At 39.3% G+C, this 17423-nt stretch carries 18 protein-coding genes, 1 tRNA gene and 1 other annotated feature; of the genes, 17 read left to right on the top strand and 2 right to left on the bottom strand.

All coding sequences use genetic code 11. The features are described 5' to 3' along the window. The first annotated feature begins 79 nt into the window (after positions 1-79). Positions 80-1852 carry an excinuclease ABC subunit UvrC gene (gene uvrC / locus NST97_RS07835; RefSeq protein WP_340857303.1) on the top strand — a complete coding sequence of 591 codons (1773 nt, stop codon included), beginning with the start codon at positions 80-82 and terminating at the stop codon, positions 1850-1852. A 59-nt stretch (positions 1853-1911) separates the two neighbouring features. On the opposite strand, the gene NST97_RS07830 is transcribed toward uvrC, so the two are convergent. Next, on the bottom strand, positions 1912-2361 hold the full coding sequence (locus NST97_RS07830) for a YslB family protein (protein WP_232515579.1): 450 nt from the start codon (positions 2359-2361) through the stop codon (positions 1912-1914). A gap of 300 nt (positions 2362-2661) precedes the next feature. On the opposite strand from NST97_RS07830, the gene NST97_RS07825 reads away from it, so the two are divergent. From NST97_RS07825 to NST97_RS19230, 14 genes are all read left to right on the top strand, one after another. Beyond that, the gene (locus NST97_RS07825; protein ID WP_339196997.1) at positions 2662-3270 is read left to right on the top strand and encodes a succinate dehydrogenase cytochrome b558 subunit; all 609 of its coding nucleotides are present in this window, start codon (positions 2662-2664) and stop codon (positions 3268-3270) included. A gap of 36 nt (positions 3271-3306) precedes the next feature. Further along, a complete protein-coding gene (sdhA, locus tag NST97_RS07820) occupies positions 3307-5058 on the top strand; it encodes a succinate dehydrogenase flavoprotein subunit (protein WP_066247775.1) in 1752 nt (583 codons plus the stop codon). Positions 5059-5087: 29 nt separating this feature from the next. After that, entirely contained in the window at positions 5088-5852 is a 765-nt protein-coding gene (gene sdhB / locus NST97_RS07815; protein WP_339196994.1) for a succinate dehydrogenase iron-sulfur subunit, read from the top strand. A gap of 153 nt (positions 5853-6005) precedes the next feature. Next, positions 6006-7793 carry an IS1182 family transposase gene (locus NST97_RS07810; RefSeq protein WP_327859295.1) on the top strand — a complete coding sequence of 596 codons (1788 nt, stop codon included), beginning with the start codon at positions 6006-6008 and terminating at the stop codon, positions 7791-7793. 200 nt (positions 7794-7993) lie between these two features. Beyond that, the gene (locus NST97_RS07805; RefSeq protein WP_063387446.1) at positions 7994-8218 is read left to right on the top strand and encodes a helix-turn-helix domain-containing protein; all 225 of its coding nucleotides are present in this window, start codon (positions 7994-7996) and stop codon (positions 8216-8218) included. A gap of 239 nt (positions 8219-8457) precedes the next feature. Beyond that, the gene (locus NST97_RS07800) at positions 8458-8892 is read left to right on the top strand and encodes a MarR family winged helix-turn-helix transcriptional regulator (RefSeq protein ID WP_339193195.1); all 435 of its coding nucleotides are present in this window, start codon (positions 8458-8460) and stop codon (positions 8890-8892) included. A gap of 10 nt (positions 8893-8902) precedes the next feature. Next, a complete protein-coding gene (gene racE / locus NST97_RS07795; RefSeq protein WP_339196991.1) occupies positions 8903-9721 on the top strand; it encodes a glutamate racemase in 819 nt (272 codons plus the stop codon). Between the two features lie 101 nt (positions 9722-9822). Continuing rightward, the gene (locus NST97_RS07790) at positions 9823-10905 is read left to right on the top strand and encodes a GerMN domain-containing protein (protein WP_144597666.1); all 1083 of its coding nucleotides are present in this window, start codon (positions 9823-9825) and stop codon (positions 10903-10905) included. A 104-nt stretch (positions 10906-11009) separates the two neighbouring features. Next, entirely contained in the window at positions 11010-11780 is a 771-nt protein-coding gene (gene rph, locus NST97_RS07785; protein ID WP_063387450.1) for a ribonuclease PH, read from the top strand. Further along, on the top strand, positions 11777-12394 hold the full coding sequence (locus NST97_RS07780) for an XTP/dITP diphosphatase (RefSeq protein ID WP_341343089.1): 618 nt from the start codon (positions 11777-11779) through the stop codon (positions 12392-12394). Before rph ends, NST97_RS07780 begins: the two co-directional genes overlap by 4 nt. Further along, positions 12372-12884, top strand: a complete 513-nt coding sequence (locus NST97_RS07775) for a metallophosphoesterase family protein (RefSeq protein WP_063387452.1) — start codon at positions 12372-12374, stop codon at positions 12882-12884. The genes NST97_RS07780 and NST97_RS07775 overlap by 23 nt, the downstream gene beginning before the upstream one ends. A gap of 124 nt (positions 12885-13008) precedes the next feature. Further along, positions 13009-13085: transfer RNA gene (locus NST97_RS07770), tRNA-Arg, on the top strand. 209 nt (positions 13086-13294) lie between these two features. Beyond that, on the top strand, positions 13295-13486 hold the full coding sequence (locus NST97_RS19235) for a DUF2283 domain-containing protein (RefSeq protein WP_445206682.1): 192 nt from the start codon (positions 13295-13297) through the stop codon (positions 13484-13486). Next, complete coding sequence (locus NST97_RS19230) at positions 13449-13688, top strand: hypothetical protein (RefSeq protein WP_445684583.1); 240 nt, start codon at positions 13449-13451, stop codon at positions 13686-13688. The genes NST97_RS19235 and NST97_RS19230 overlap by 38 nt, the downstream gene beginning before the upstream one ends. Positions 13689-13938: 250 nt before the next feature. Here the strand turns inward: NST97_RS19230 and NST97_RS07760 are convergent, their stop codons facing one another. Next, complete coding sequence (locus tag NST97_RS07760; RefSeq protein WP_063387491.1) at positions 13939-14298, bottom strand: MmcQ/YjbR family DNA-binding protein; 360 nt, start codon at positions 14296-14298, stop codon at positions 13939-13941. 540 nt (positions 14299-14838) lie between these two features. Then, positions 14839-15090 (top strand) — a binding site (T-box leader). An 87-nt stretch (positions 15091-15177) separates the two neighbouring features. On the opposite strand from NST97_RS07760, the gene ilvB reads away from it, so the two are divergent. Both ilvB and ilvN read left to right on the top strand, forming a co-directional pair. Further along, on the top strand, positions 15178-16902 hold the full coding sequence (ilvB, locus tag NST97_RS07755) for an acetolactate synthase large subunit (protein ID WP_063387453.1): 1725 nt from the start codon (positions 15178-15180) through the stop codon (positions 16900-16902). Next, the gene (ilvN, locus tag NST97_RS07750; protein WP_063387454.1) at positions 16899-17417 is read left to right on the top strand and encodes an acetolactate synthase small subunit; all 519 of its coding nucleotides are present in this window, start codon (positions 16899-16901) and stop codon (positions 17415-17417) included. Before ilvB ends, ilvN begins: the two co-directional genes overlap by 4 nt. The last annotated feature ends 6 nt before the right edge of the window (positions 17418-17423 follow it).

Here is a 17423-nt window from a genome sequence, read left to right as displayed (position 1 = left end):
TCGCTCCCTCCTACTCGATTTAAATGAAAACGGCTGAATAAATCCAGCACAGATTAGAATAAGTTGGAGTGTTTTACCGATGTATGAGCATTTAAAAGAAAAACTTTCGCTTCTTCCGAATAAGCCTGGCTGCTATTTAATGAAGGACAAAAACGGAACCGTCATTTATGTTGGAAAGGCAAAAGTATTGAAAAACCGGGTTCGTTCCTACTTTACTGGATCACATGACGGAAAAACGTTAAGACTCGTTCAAGAAATTGCCGATTTTGAATATATCGTAACATCCTCGAATATTGAGGCGCTTCTATTAGAAATGAATTTAATTAAAAAACATGAACCGAAATACAATGTCAATCTAAAAGATGATAAAAGCTATCCGTATATTAAAATTACTTCCGAGCGCCATCCGCGGCTGATCGTCACACGAAAAGTAAAAAAAGATAAGGGAAAATACTTTGGACCGTATGCAAACGTCCAAGCTGCGAGAGAGACAAAAAAGCTGCTTGACCGCATGTATCCTTTGAGAAAATGCAATTCGCTTCCAGACCGGGTTTGCATCTATTATCATATGGGCCAGTGTCTTGCGCCTTGTGTTCACGAAGTTTCCGAAGAAACGAACAAACAAATGGTGGAAAGCATCATCCGTTTTTTAAATGGCGGATATAAGGAGATCAAAAAAGAATTAACAGAAAAAATGCTGAAATGTGCAGAAAATCTTGAATTTGAAAGGGCAAAAGAATATCGGGACCAAATCGCGCATATCGAAGCAACAATGGAAAAGCAAAAAATGGTTCTCAATGATTTTATTGATCGCGATGTATTTGCTTATTATTACGATAAAGGATGGATGTGCGTCCAAGTATTTTTTATCAGGCAAGGAAAACTGATAGAACGGGATGTGTCCATTTTCCCTCTGTACCAAGAGCCAGAGGAGGAATTTTTAACATTTATTGGTCAATTTTACGCAAAGAACGACCATTTTCTTCCGAAAGAAATAGTCATTCCGGAAGATGTCAATGAGGAAATGGTTCGAGCTTTAGTACAAGTACAGGTCAGCAAACCAAAGAAAGGAAAAAAGAAAGATCTCGTACAGCTAGCTTATCAAAATGCAAAAATTTCGTTAAAAGAGAAGTTTTCACTCATTGAACGAGATGAAGAAAGGACGATCAAAGCAATTGAAAATTTAGGAAAGCAGTTGAATATTCCTACACCACATCGGATTGAAGCTTTTGACAATTCCAATATTCAAGGCGCGGACGCTGTTTCGGCTATGGTTGTTTTCATAGATGGAAAACCTGCGAGAAAAGAGTATCGAAAGTTTAAAATAAAAACAGTCAGCGGGCCTGATGATTATGAATCGATGAGGGAAGTAATTCGCAGGCGATATACTAGAGTGCTGAAGGAGGAGCTGCCGTTGCCGGACCTTATTATTGTTGATGGAGGAAAAGGACAGGTACAAGCAGCTATGGATGTATTAGAAAACGAACTGGGACTTGACGTTCCTGTTGCCGGGCTTGTGAAAGATGACAAGCACAAAACGAGCGATTTGCTTCTCGGCAACCGGGAGGCTGCTGTTCAATTGTCAAGAAGCAGCCAAGAATTTTATTTGCTTCAGCGCATTCAAGATGAAGTGCACCGCTTTGCCATTACGTTTCATCGACAAGTCCGCCAAAAGAATACGTTTAAGTCTGTATTAGATGAAATCCCCGGCATAGGACCTAAGCGTAAAAAACAACTGTTAAAATCGTTCGGTTCCGTTGAAAATATTAAAAAGGCATCGCTTGAAGAGCTAAAACAGGCAGGAATGTCTGAAAAAACAGCACAAAACATTTTACAATATTTCAGCGAATAGCGATGTAATAAAACAAATAGGAGGAAGCTTTTAAATCCTCCTACTGCCCTTTCATTCTGTTAAATTTTATCTTTTTCATCCCATTTTACAATGAAAATAACTTTGTTTAAGCGTTTGTTTATCTGTTCATACGCTTCTGTGACGACACCGTTCATACATTCGATTTGCTGCGCGATAAATCCTGCTTCTAGTTGGAAGGATAAATCTTTGAAAAGCTTCATCCTTTTTTCGATCAATTGGCCTGTTAATTCAAATTCCATTTCGTTTTTTTTCTGGCGAATAATATGAAGATCGCCCCATCCGGCTGATGAAAAAAAAGATATAAGTTCTTCTAACGTAGATAATTGAATTTTTCGAGCTAGCTGTTTGCCTGCCCAATACAAAATGGAATGATGCTCTTTTCCTAGAAGTTCAGGAAGTAAATAGTCGCGAAGCAGCAAAACGCTAAAAGGATGTAAGGTTATTTCTTCTAATTCTTTTAATTGATCGTGATATGACAGCTCTTTCAATCGTTTCCCCTCTTTCTAGCGAACAATTATATTATATCAGCTTTCACATAAGATGAAAGAGTTTATAAAATCAATTTCGGATACGGGAAATATTCTATTTTCCGATCAGAAAAAATGATTTTACTGAATAATACTTTGTAGACGTTTTCTTGACGGTACTACTTTATGGGAGTACAATGAATTTGTCCTATTATTTTAAGATTTCGTCATATTTTGTCGGCGGATTTTTACATGCCAAGCAGGGGGAGCAGGAGATTTTAAGAAATCTTTTAATTTATTAAGATTAGGGGGTAAACGCATATGTCTGGTAACAGAGAATTTGCAAACCGCAGACTACATTCACTTTTAGGTGTTGTACCGATTGGCGTATTTTTAATTCAACACCTGACTGTCAACCATTTCGCCACAAGGGGCGAAGAAGCATTTAACAACGCAGCGCATTTTATGGAAAATTTACCATTCCGCTATTTTCTGGAAATTTTCGTTATTTTCCTTCCTCTGTTATACCACGCCATTTATGGGATTTATATTGCTTTCACAGCAAAAAGCAATGTAGGTCGCTTTGGCTATTTCCGCAATTGGATGTTCCTGCTTCAACGTGTAACTGGTATTATTACCCTTGTTTTTATTGCATGGCATGTATGGGAAACTCGTATTGCCGCGATGTTTGGGGCTGAAGTTAATTTTGATATGATGGAATCCATTTTAAGCAATCCTGTTAGTTTAGTGCTTTACATAGTAGGCGTTCTTTCAGCGATTTTCCATTTTTCCAACGGTCTATGGTCTTTTGCAGTCAGCTGGGGAATTACGGTTACTCCAAAATCTCAGCTAGTCTCAACTTATGTGACAATAGGTATTTTTGTGTTGCTTTCAATCGTAGGTCTTCGTGCCATTTTTGCGTTTGTCTAATCTAACTAAATTGCGTTCAAGGGAGTGGGCGAAAAAATGAGTAAAGGAAAATTAATTGTTGTCGGCGGCGGCTTGGCTGGCTTAATGGCAACTATAAAGGCTGCGGAAGCCGGGGTGTCTGTTGACTTATTCTCGTTAGTACCTGTAAAACGTTCCCATTCAGTATGTGCTCAAGGAGGGATCAACGGGGCGGTAAATACAAAAGGAGAAGGAGACTCTCCGTGGATCCATTTTGATGATACGATTTATGGCGGAGACTTTTTGGCTAACCAGCCACCGGTTAAAGCGATGTGTGAAGCAGCACCGGGAATTATTAACCTTTTAGATCGCATGGGTGTTATGTTTAACCGTACACCAGAAGGATTGTTGGATTTCCGTCGTTTTGGAGGAACACAGCATCACCGGACAGCGTTTGCCGGAGCAACAACTGGACAACAGCTTTTATATGCATTGGACGAGCAAGTTCGACGTCACGAAGTAGCAGGTCTTGTGACGAAATATGAAGGCTGGGAGTTTTTAGGAATCATACAAGATGATGAAGGACGCTGCCGCGGCATCGTTGCTCAAGATTTAAAATCAATGGAGATTCAAGCTTTCCGTTCGAATGCCGTAATAATGGCGACAGGAGGACCTGGAATTATCTTTGGTAAATCAACAAACTCTGTGATTAATACGGGATCGGCTGCTTCTATCGTTTATCAGCAAGGAGCTTATTATGCAAACGGGGAATTTATACAAATTCATCCGACAGCCATCCCTGGAGATGACAAGCTTCGATTAATGAGCGAGTCTGCACGCGGCGAAGGCGGAAGAATTTGGACATATAAAGACGGAAAACCATGGTATTTCCTTGAAGAAAAATATCCGGCATATGGAAACCTTGTTCCTCGTGATATTGCAACGAGAGAAATATTCCATGTATGTGTAGACTTGAAATTAGGCATTAATGGCGAAAACATGGTATATCTTGATCTTTCTCATAAAGATCCAAAAGAGCTTGATATTAAACTAGGCGGTATTATCGAAATTTATGAAAAATTCATGGGTGAAGATCCAAGAAAAGTGCCGATGAAAATTTTCCCTGCCGTCCATTATTCTATGGGAGGTCTATGGATCGATTACGATCAAATGACAAACATCCCTGGTTTGTTTGCAGCTGGTGAATGCGATTACTCTCAGCATGGTGCGAACCGGCTTGGAGCAAACTCATTGCTTTCTGCAATTTACGGTGGTATGGTTGCAGGACCAAAAGCTGTTGAATATATGAATGGATTGGAAAAATCAGCTGACGATTTACCATCCACATTATATGATGCACGCGTAAAAGAAGAACAAAGCAAATGGGACGAAATCCTGAAAATGGATGGAAACGAAAATGCTTACGTTCTTCATAAAGAGCTTGGTGAATGGATGACCGATAATGTTACAGTCGTGCGCTACAATGATAAACTTCTAAAAACAGATGAAAAAATTCAAGAGCTTATGGAACGTTGGGAAAGAATTAATATTAACGATACTGCGAAATGGAGCAACCAAGGCGCAAGCTTTACTCGCCAGTTGAGAAACATGCTTGTGTTGGCTCGGGTTATTACGCTTGGAGCTTATAACCGTAATGAAAGCCGAGGTGCTCACTATAAACCAGAATTTCCAGAACGAAATGATGAAGAGTGGCTCAAAACAACTATGGCAACGTTTGCCGGCCTGAAGGAAGCTCCTAAGTTCCACTATGAAGATGTTGATGTATCACTCATTAAGCCTCGTGTGCGTGACTATACGAAGAAACATTAAAAAAGCTGGGAGAAAAGGGGGAGTAAACAATGAGTGAAAAAACAGTGCGGTTTATTATCACCAGACAGGATCGACCAGACACAGAACCATATCAAGAAGAATTTGAAGTGCCATATCGTCCGAATATGAACGTTATTTCGGCCTTAATGGAAATTCGCCGTAACCCTGTTAATGCCAAAGGAGAAAAAACAACGCCAGTAACATGGGATATGAACTGTTTAGAGGAAGTATGCGGTGCTTGTTCAATGGTCATTAACGGGAAACCGCGTCAATCATGTACAGCGCTGATTGATCAGCTGGAACAGCCTATTCGTCTCGAGCCGATGCGCACATTCCCGGTTATTCGCGATCTTCAAGTAGACCGCAGCCGCATGTTCGACTCTTTGAAAAAAGTAAAAGCATGGATACCAATTGACGGTACGTATGACTTAGGACCAGGACCAAGAATGCCTGAGAAAAAACGCCAATGGGCATATGAGCTTTCAAAATGTATGACGTGCGGCGTATGTCTTGAAGCTTGTCCAAACGTAAACAGCAAATCGAACTTCATCGGTCCAGCGCCATTATCACAAGTGCGTTTGTTTAACGCTCATCCGACAGGCGCGATGCATAAATCAGAACGCTTGGAAGCCATCATGGGCGACGGCGGACTTGCGAACTGCGGAAATTCCCAAAACTGCGTTCAATCTTGTCCAAAAGGAATTCCGCTTACAACATCGATTGCGGCATTAAATAGAGAAACAACTGTCCATGCATTTCGTAAAATGTTCGGAAGCGACTATATTGACAGCTGATGTATATTGTGAAAAAGGGGCTGTCCAAAAAGTCAGGGTAACTGACTTTTTGGAGCCCCTCATTTTTTCACTTTTTAAAAAAAATGCACAAAAAAATCGTCCTTTCTAGTAAAATGAAGTTACCACACAACATTACAGAAAGGACGATTTTTTATGAGCAATCAAATGATTACTCGTGAAAATTATAACACACAAATGACACTTCCTCTAGATGGAAAAGAAGAAAAAACTCCTGCCAAAAGAAATTTAGCCCCTACTTTCAAACCATATGACAACCGTCAAGTTCAAATGATTTATGATATTGAATCTCTTATACCCGAACATCACGTGGCACGTGTCGTGGACGAAATGGTGGAGGCGATACCAGATAAACAATTGTTTTCTCATTATAAAGGCGGCGGCAGAAGTTCCTATCATCCCAAAATGATGCTGAAAATCATTCTGTATGCTTATTCTCAAAAGGTTTATTCCTGCCGAGGAATCGAAAAACTCGTTAAAGAAAATATTCCTGCCATGTGGCTTTCAGCGATGCAACAACCAGATTTTCGCACCATTAATGAGTTCCGAGGGGAACGGATGAAAGCTTTCATGGATGAGCTCTTTGAAGTCATGATTCTCAAATTGATAAAAGAACATTACATCACGATGGAAAACTACTTTTTGGATGGCACTAAGATCGAAGCCAATGCCAATAAGTATTCTTTTGTGTGGAAAAAATCCACTTTGAAATTCGAAGAGAAATTAAAAGAAAAAATCCAAGAAACACTAAAGCACATTCATGAATTAACCCAATTAGAAGCCGGAACAGGGCAAAAGGAAAGCGATCAACATACAGAGATCACCGAACAAAACATGGAGGAAATCGCAAAAGAAATAGAAGAAAAAGTTGAAACGCTAACGGAAGAAATCGAAAAGGAGACCGATACATCCATTCGGAAAGAGAAGCGAAAAAAACGCAGTCAATTAAAGAAATCGGTGAAACAAATTCGGGAAGATTTCCTGCCCCGAATGGCAAGATACAAAGAACAAAAGGAAATGTTCGGTGACCGTAACAGCTACTCGAAAACAGACAAAGACGCAACCTTCATGCGCATGAAAGAAGACCATATGAAAAACGGTCAGCTCAAGCCCGGATACAACGTGCAAATGGGGACAGAGAATCAGTTTATCTTGTTTTATACCATTCATCAACGACCGACCGATACACGTTGCTTTATCCCACATATGGAGAAGCTAGCCTCCAGTTCATTACCGATGCCCAAAACGGTCATTGCGGATGCAGGCTATGGTAGTGAAGAAAACTATGTATATGCAGTTGGTGATGAGAAAGAGCCCCGTTTTGAGTTTCTAATTCCTTATGGGAGCTATGTAAAAGAACAAACACGTACATACAAAAAAGACATTAAAAATGCCAAAAACTGGACCTATTGTGAAGAGGATGATTGTTTTATTTGCCCGAATGGAAGGAGAGTAACGTTTAAAAAATACCAAAACAAAAAGAATCCATCTGGCTATGAACAAAGCTTCAAAATATACGAATGTGAAGATTGTACCGATTGCCCATTGAAAGCGAAATGCACAAAAGCGAAGGGAAATCGTCAAGTTCACTGGAATCCCATCTTCGAAGAAATGAAAGCAAAGGCCAAAACAGCCCTTGAATGTGAAGAGAAAGCCGCCATCTACGCTCGACGCAAAGTCGAGGCAGAAAGTGTGTTCGGTCACATCAAGGGCAATCGGTCGTTCCGCAGATTTTCTTTGCGGGGCCTCGACAAGGTACATGTTGAGTTTGGGATTGTGGCATTAGCCCACAACATACTGAAAGTAGCCGGTATCCGCCAGCTACTTTCAGATAAAAATCGAAAAAATATAAAAGCAAGTGGAGAGAAACGAATTGTTTTTCTCCACTTGCTTCATTTTAGGGACTTATCGGACAGCCCCTAATTTTAGAAACGGTTGAATCTTTCTCGAACATTTCCTCCTTCAAACGAGTCCCTTTAACGTAAAAAAGCTTCTTTTCGCCTAAAATGCACCTTTCTTTTATGAATCTTGTCACGGTCATCTTTTTGCGATCATACTATATGGTGACAATTTTTAAATCCATCCTGTCGACTGGCTCTCATCTGCAAGGAGGGTTACAATACTTGAATGAGAAGGATTTTCAGCCAAAGCCGCTGCTAACAAAGAGAGAGAGAGAAGTATTTGAGTTATTAGTGCAAGATAAGACTACAAGAGAAATAGCCAGTGAACTTTTCATAAGCGAAAAGACGGTGCGGAACCATATTTCAAATGCTATGCAAAAATTAGGTGTGAAAGGGCGCTCACAAGCAGTCGTAGAACTTCTTCGTATGGGAGAACTAAAGCTTTAAACAGAAGAGGCAGCCTTAGTGGAACTTCGCCGTCGGCTGCCTTTTTTAGATTGATAAGGAAAGAGTTTGTTTTACTCTTTTTCTATGAATCATTGGCCTCTTAAAAAGGCTTGTGACTTTTTGAAAAAATTCGTCTTTCCACATTTTGGAAAAATACGGCTATGCTTGAAATTTTACATAAAAAAATGGAAAATAGATTTGATCTTATTTGTTAATCTTGAAAGAAAGGGTTCCCCGTTATGACGTACGTTTTCAATACTGTTGAAGAAATAGAAAAATCCCTCCGCTGCATAGCTGCGATTTTAAAAAAGAAGGGCCGTGATATTTTAAGCAACTACTCGATTACTCCTCCGCAATTTGACGCGCTTCTGTTATTGAATGAATCAGGAAACATGACAATTGGAGAACTTTCAAATAAAATGTATCTTGCATGCAGCACGATCACGGATTTAATGGATCGAATGGAAAAAAACAACCTTGTTAAAAGGGTGAAAGACGAAAAGGATCGTCGATTAGTCAGGATTCAATTGCTTGAAAATGGACAACGCGTTATCGAGGCTGCATTAGCGAAGCGGCAAGAATATTTAAGAGAAGTTTTGAAAAACTTCTCGGATCAAGAAATTGTTCAATTGGAAAAGCTATTAGCAAAATTGCAACAAGAAATGAAAGAATAGAGGCGATTTTTTGAATAGACCAATTGGAGTTATTGATTCAGGTGTTGGTGGATTAACTGTTGTTAAAGAGTTGATGAGGCAGCTTCCAAAAGAAGAATTAATTTATTTGGGTGATACCGCCCGATGTCCGTACGGCCCGAGGCCGAAAATGGAAATTCGACAATTTACATGGGAGCTGACCAACTATTTAATTTCAAACTTTCATATCAAAATGCTTGTCATTGCTTGTAATACTGCAACAGCAGTTGTATTAAAAGAAATTCAAGAACAACTTGATATCCCTGTGATTGGTGTAATTCAACCAGGGGCAAGAGCTGCCATAAATGCTACACGCTCAGGCCATATTGGTGTGATCGGAACAAAAGGAACTATATCGAGCGGCGCGTACGTTCGTGCGCTCAAAACGATTAACAGCTCTGTTATTGTGGAAAGTCTCGCTTGCCCTGAGTTTGTGCCGTTAGTAGAAAGCGGCGAATTTGAAGGTGAACGGGCGGAATATATTGTTGCAGAATCTTTACTTCCTTTTAAAGGAAAGAGAATTGATACGCTTATTTTAGGATGCACACATTATCCTCTATTACGGCCTTTAATTCAAAAATATATCGGGAAAGACGTAAAAATAATCACCTCGGGAGATGAAACAGCCCGGGAAGTGAGCGCTATTTTATCCTTTCATCATTGTTTAAACCAAGAGGATGGCAATAAAAACCACAAATTTTTAACTACTGGGTCGAAACAAATGTTTCAAAAGATTGCTTCAAAATGGTTCGGTCATCACATTGATCATGTAGAAAGTATAACTTTAACGAAAACAGTTTGCTCTAAATGAGCAAGCTGTTTTTTTGTCCATTGAATTTTTGGTTGGAGCTGGTCTATTTTTTTTCAATGCTCGTATACATAGTAGTACAAACTGCCTTAGGAGGGATTGTTATGCCAAAAAACAGATGGGTGAATGTGACAGCAGCAGTTTTGGCTACTTTTGTTTTGCTTTCAGGGTGTTCTTCATTTGGAAGCAAGAGTTCAAAACAAGAAATAGATCCGCCGCAGGATATTACCTATTTGGAGGACGGGGATCAGCTTGATCAACAATTAGACTCAGCGAAATCAACGTCCGACAAAGAGGAATCCTCAAAGGAAACGGTGAAAAGAGTTCTGTATTTAATTGACAAAAACGGAATGGTCGTTCCACAAACATTGGAGCTGCCTAACACGAAGGAAGTAGCCAAACAAGCCGTTGAATATTTAGTGGCTGGAGGGCCTGTTTCAAACATTCTCCCGAACGGGTTCCGTGCGGTATTGCCGGAAGATACAGTTGTTAAAGGAGTAGATATTAAAGACGGAACGGCTATTGTAGATTTCTCAAATGAATTTACTAACTACAAGCCGGAAGATGAAGAAAAAATTTTGCAGGCAATTACATGGACATTAACCCAATTTAAAAATATTAATAAAGTAAAGCTCTGGGTGAACGGCCATGAACTGAAAGAAATGCCAGTAAACGGAACCCCAATCGGCGAAGGAACGACTAGAAAAGACGGCATCAATATTGATACGAGCGATGCTGTTGATATTACGGATACTCATCCTCTAACCGTGTATTATATTGGGGAGGAAGGGGATAACGTATATTATGTTCCCGTGACAAAGAGGATCAGCAATGAAGAAAAAGACGAAGTCGTAGCTGCTGTTAACGCATTAGTTGAAGGTCCAGACCGTTCAAGCGGATTATTAAGCGAGTTTCAGTCTGAAGTGAAGCTGATTGAAAAGCCAAAATATGAAGACGGTCAAGTCACTTTAAACTTCAACGAAGCGATTTATGGAAGCTATGATGAGGAGAAAAAGATCGTTTCCAATCATGTTATAAACTCCCTTGTGCTTACATTGACGGAGCAGGAAGGAATAGAAAAAGTAGCACTAAAAGTGAACGGCAAGCAAGACCTTGTGAATGAAGATGGAAAAAGTTTGTCAGAGCCAGTGTCAAGACCTGAAAATGTAAACACAGGTAGTTTTTAAACATCTATTTTTGATATACTATAAGAATGAGACTTTAGAGGCGAGCATGATAGCTGCCTCTTCTTTCATGTTTTCGTACATTGCAGTTGGTAGGAGGGAAAACAATGCGCCTTGATGGCAGAAATCAAGATGAGTTAAGAGAAGTCACAATAGTAACGGATTATTTGAAGCATCCGGAAGGGTCTGTTTTAATAACGGTTGGAGATACAAAAGTGATATGCAGCGCAAGTGTAGAAGACCGTGTCCCTCCTTTTATGAGAGGTGAAGGGAAAGGATGGATTACCGCAGAATATTCCATGCTTCCGCGTGCAACGGCTCAAAGAACGGTCCGGGAGGCATCAAAAGGAAAAATCTCCGGAAGGACAATGGAAATTCAACGGCTGATTGGAAGAAGCTTGCGTGCAGTTGTTGATTTGGAGAAACTGGGTGAAAGAACATTATGGATTGATTGCGATGTAATTCAAGCGGACGGGGGAACGAGAACGGCTTCCATAACAGGTTCTTATGTTGCAATAAATCTCGCTCTCGGTAAATTATTCAATGACGGTGTACTAGATACATATCCAGTAACAGATTTTTTAGCAGCTACGTCTGTAGGGATCGTTCCTGAACACGGAGTCATTTTAGATTTGAATTATGAAGAGGACTCAGCGGCAAAAGTTGATATGAATGTTGTTATGACATCAAGCCGCCATTTTGTTGAATTGCAGGGAACTGGGGAAGAATCCACGTTTTCAAAAGAAGAGCTGAACTTACTGTTGGAATATGCTGAAAAAGGAATTTTGGAACTAATCGAAAAACAAAAAGCGGCATTAGGGGAATGGACTGCAAAAATTATCAATAACAGGGATCAGCGGGAAGAGGGATGCTCATGAAAGAATTGGTGATCGCCACCAAAAACAAAGGGAAAATCGAAGAATTTCGCGCGATGTTAGAAAAAAAAGGAATACAGGTCAAGTCACTGTTGGATTATCCGAATTTGCCAGATGTTGAAGAAACCGGCCAAACTTTTTATGAAAATGCTGTTCTAAAAGCGGAGACAATCAGCCAATTGCTTAATAAACCCGTTGTTGCAGATGATTCCGGGCTTTCGATTGATGCTTTAAATGGCGAACCGGGGGTTTATTCGGCCCGATATGCAGGAAATGAAAAAGATGATCAAAAAAATATTCAAAAGGTTTTAAAAAAAATGGAAGGCGTTGAAAATCGAAAAGCAAGGTTCATATGTGTTTTGGCGTTTGCTGCTCCAGGACGTGAAACGATGACGGTGGAAGGTGTGTGTGAAGGACAAATTACAACTGAACCTTGCGGTGACAATGGCTTTGGATATGACCCTATTTTTCTTGTGGAAGGCAAAGAAAAAACGATGGCTCAACTCAAGCAGTTCGAAAAAAACGAAATCAGCCATCGTGCAAAAGCTTTGAAGAAACTAGAAAAATTAATAGGCGATTGGGGAGAGGCTAATCGTGAAAGTTTTAATTATAAGTGATAGTCACGGTCTTACGGATGAGCTTGTGGAAATTAAGAAAAGGCATATAAACGAAGTAGAAGCAATCATCCATTGCGGTGATTCAGAGCTGAATGATGGAGCGGAACAAATTCAAGATATGTTGATCGTGAAAGGAAATTGCGATTTCCTTGGAAACTTCCCGAATGAAATCATTGAAACAATTGGAACCTATCGCTTTTTTATCACCCATGGCCATTTATATTCTGTCAAAACGACTTTAATGAAATTAAAATATCGTGCAGAGGAAGCGCAAGCAAACATTGTTTGTTTCGGCCATTCGCATATAGCCGGAGTCGAGCTTGTAGACGGGACATTGTTTATTAATCCAGGAAGTATTTTCCTTCCGAGGATGAGAAATGAAAAAACTTATGCTATACTAGAATTGATGAATGGCCAAGCAATTGTAGATTTTTACAATCTTCATGGAGAGAAAATTTCAAACTTGTCCACTAAATTCCAATTTGCTTAACCACTCTTCATTGAGGGAGAATTTTTCTCCCTCAAAAAATTTTTTAAAAAAGTAGTTGACATACTTTTAGCATGAAATTATAATAAACATTGTCTTTCGAAAAAATTATAAAAAATTATCCGATGTCCCAGTAGCTCAGCTGGATAGAGCAGCGGCCTTCTAAGCCGTCGGTCGGGAGTTCGAATCTCTCCTGGGACGCCATTTTTATAACGATAAAGCCCATCAAATCAACCTTTTAAAGTGCTTAGTGAAGCGGTCAAGAATTCGATCGCTTTTTAAAAGTGGAGCGTTTTAGAAGGTTGATTTTTATTATGACGAAGAAAAAAGATGTTATAATGTTATTAAGAAAAATTATAGTTTGAATGTTGTGCCTCTTGTTCATGAAAAAAGATAACGAGGTAAAAGATAAAATGGAACCTAGAATAACGTATGACAATGAAGCTAAATTAGCCTATTTATATATTTTCCCTGCAGATTTTCCATATGATATTGAATGTACCGAGGAATTAGAAGTTAATGAATTTTTAGTGCTTGATATTGATCATCATGAAAGGATTGTGGGGATTGAATTTTTTTGGACCTGCAGCCCATCAATTATCTAAATTAGCTGGGGCAGAGAAAATATATAAGAAAAATGGTAATACCTTTTCGTTTCGTCTGTCAGAACAAGAAGTAAAAAATAAATTCCAATATAAAGGAATTAATTTTTGCTTTTCTGATAAAGAGTTTGAACATTTTATCGGGTTTGATATTGTAGATCTTAATAAATACAATGAACATGCTTTAGAACAATTAGTAATTTAAAAAAATAATTAATACAGTTTATTAGACAGAGTAAGGATTTAGCTTGCTCTGCTTTTTATCGTTTCAATGTTTAAAAATTTATTGCTGCAGGCCTATGGTTTCTATGTAAAAGACTAGCATGTGTATAAGCGAAATCCGTGGATGCAAATCCAATTCTAAGCTCCATTTAAAAAGATTTGAGGCTTTTCACTGAGGAGGAGTTCACATCTAATAAGTGACGCCCAAAACAGCAATGTCATTATTTCCTAAGTTATTGCAGTTTTATTTGCTTTTGTATTTTCTTCGGCAATTTTTGAAAAACAAGTTCGTAGGAACGAAAAATCAGGTTTTCCAAAATTTCCTCCGGGATGTTCGTGTTAAAATATATTGAGATCCAATGATTTTTGTTCATATAGTAGCCTGGAATGACGCCATCGTAATTTTCTCTTAATTGTTCAGAATGATGCGGATCACATTTTAACGTGATGATTGGCTTTCCTTCAGAATCACATCCTATAATCGCAAATATTTTGCCTCCCACTTTATATCGGTCTGCTTCCCAATCAATTTGGTAATCATGAACAGAACCGGGAAGTTTGAGACAGAAAGATTCAAGCTTTTGTTTGTTCATCATATAATCTCCTCCACCATATATTGTTCCAAATATTTTTTATACAACATACTTTGTCTTTTTTCCTTCTTCCGAAATTGCTCGTTTCAAGTGAAGGGCTTTTATTTAAAATCGAATAACGTTCAAGGTTTTAGAACATACATATGCTGCATTACTGATTAAAACAGATTACAGCCCTCTTTCTGAAGTGTTCGGGTTGCCGAGCCTTTAAGAAAAACTGGTGTAATTTCGAATAAAATGGATGTTTTTTCTTTTGCCGCATTTGTTGAAAACGTTGGCTATTCAAATTAATTTAAATAAAATATTACGCACATTTTGCCTAATGGCTTGGAATCGATATTTATTTCAATTTAGAGCATAAAAAATTTTCATTGTATTATAAAATGTTGAAATAATGAGTTTGTAAACGTTACCAAAAAAACTGTTTCATAAAAATAATCAAATAATTCATAAAAATGGTGTTGACACTTTTGAAAAATCAGCGTATTATAAGGCTCAAACATAAATTTTCGTAGAAGAATTGAATGTAAAAATTTATAGATGAAAACGATGAAGAGGATTAGTAATCTTTGGTTAAGATAACTCCAGAGAGCCGGGGGAGCTGAAAACCGGCGTTATCACCAAGGATGAACTCGCCTCCGAGTGCCTTTTCGAAAGCGGACAGCGAGTAGGATTGGCCGGGTGCATCCCAATGCACTCGTTAGGAAAAGAACGGATATTCCGTTCATGAGGTGATCGATTTGATCACGAAGAAGGGTGGTACCGCGGGAATTCAACCTTCTCGCCCCTTTGGCCTGCTATAAGTGGGTTTCATAGGGGCGGGAAGGTTTTTCATTATCTAAAAATTCTATCACATCTGTTTAAAAGGAGGATATATTCATGACTGCGAATGTACAGTTGGATGAGTTGAAAACCAAATGTACAACAACAACCATGACGGGGTCGGAAATGCTCATCGAAGCCTTAAAAAGGGAAAATGTAGAAGTCATTTTCGGCTATCCCGGTGGAGCCGTTTTGCCAATATATGATAAGCTATATAATTCTGGAGTCTTTCACGTCTTAACAAGACACGAGCAAGGAGGAATCCATGCTGCTGAAGGATATGCACGTATATCCGGAAAACCGGGTGTCGTCATTGCCACTTCAGGACCTGGTGCAACCAACTTAGTGACAGGGCTTGCGGATGCATTAATTGATTCTTTGCCGCTCGTCGTCTTTACAGGGCAAGTAGCAACAACTGTGATCGGTTCTGATGCTTTCCAAGAAGCAGATGTGATCGGAATTACCATGCCCGTTACAAAACATAATTATCAAGTTCGGGATATAAATGATTTACCGAGAATTGTTAAAGAAGCGTTTCATATCGCAACAACTGGAAGACCAGGACCTGTATTGATCGATATTCCAAAAGATATTTCACAGGCGGAAGGCAATTTCGAATATGATATGGAATTGTCATTGCCTGGCTACCAGCCGAAATTAGAGCCGAATTACTTGCAAATCCGCAGGCTGGTGGAATCGGTCAGCAGTGCAAAAAAACCGGTGATTTTAGCTGGTGCCGGCGTTCTTCATGCCAATGCTGCGAATGAACTGAGAGAATATGTTGAACAGCAGCAAATTCCGATCACAAACACTCTACTTGGATTAGGAAGTTTCCCAGCGGATCATCCTCTATTTTTAGGAATGGCAGGAATGCATGGAACATACGCGGCTAACATGGCTCTTTATGAATGCGACTTATTGATTAGCATCGGAGCCCGCTTTGATGACAGAGTGACAGGAAATCTTAAACATTTTGCGCCTAATGCAACTGTAGCACATATTGACATTGATCCTGCCGAAATTGGTAAAAATGTTCCCACACAAATTCCGATTGTCGGCGACGCGAAGCAAGTATTGAAGCTTTTGATCGAGCAGGAAGGAAATAAAGGCGATCATCAAGAGTGGATTCAGCATCTTGCTGAATATAAAAAAGAATATCCATTATGGTATGAAAAATCTGAAAATGAAATCAAACCTCAAGAAGTGATCGAAGAAATTTATAAACAAACAAAAGGAGAAGCAATTGTTACAACAGATGTAGGCCAGCATCAAATGTGGGCTGCGCAATATTATCGCTTTAATTCGCCAAACAGATGGGTGACATCGGGCGGACTTGGAACGATGGGCTTTGGACTCCCTTCAGCTATCGGCGCGCAATTTGCTGACCGCAACAGAACGGTTGTCGCGATATTGGGTGATGGAGGGTTCCAAATGACCTTCCAAGAGCTTGCGGTAATCAAAGAGCACAATTTGCCAATCAAAGTAATCGTTCTGAACAACAATTCGCTCGGTATGGTTCGCCAATGGCAAGAACTCTTTTATGAAAAACGTTATTCTCATTCCGTCTTTCAAACGCAGCCTGATTTTATTAAATTGGCAGAAGCGTTTGGAATAAAAGGAGTAAGAATCCAAAATCATCAAAATCTTAAGACAGTGTTGGAAAAAAGCTTTGCAAACAGAGAGCCGGAGCTGATTGAAATCGTCGTAGCACCGGAAGAAAACGTATATCCAATGATTGCTCCTGGCAAAGGACTGAATGAAATGGTGGGGATAAAGAAATGAAGCGAATCATTACGCTGACTGTCATGAATAGATCAGGAGTTTTAAACCGAATTACTGGCCTGTTTACGAAAAGACACTATAATATCGAAAGCATTTCTGTCGGCCATTCGGAAATAGAAGGCGTTTCGCGAATTACATTTGTTGTAAATGTTAAAGAAGAAAAAGAAGTTGAACAAATTACAAAGCAATTAAATAAGCAAATTGATGTGTTGAAAGTGATGGATATCACAAATCAATCAATTGTTGCAAGAGAACTAGCATTAATTAAAGTTGTTGCAAATCCATCGACAAGAATGGAAATATACGGTGTGATCGAACCGTTTCGCGCATCGATCATTGATGTTAGCAGAGACAGCGTTGTCGTACAGGTAACAGGTGAGCCGAACAAAATTGAAGCGCTGATTGACTTATTGAAACCGTACGGCATCAAGGAAATAGCAAGAACAGGACTGACAGCTTTTCCTCGCGGTACACAAAAGCTGCAGCAGTCCGAAAAAACTTTTTCAATCGTCTAATACATT

The sequence above is a fragment of the Aeribacillus sp. FSL K6-1305 genome (assembly GCF_038050115.1).
In the GTDB taxonomy this organism is placed as follows: Bacteria; Bacillota; Bacilli; order Bacillales; family Aeribacillaceae; genus Aeribacillus; species Aeribacillus composti.
The sequence above is the reverse complement of the archived record's forward strand: the minus strand, read 5'-3'. Positions and strand labels throughout refer to the sequence as shown.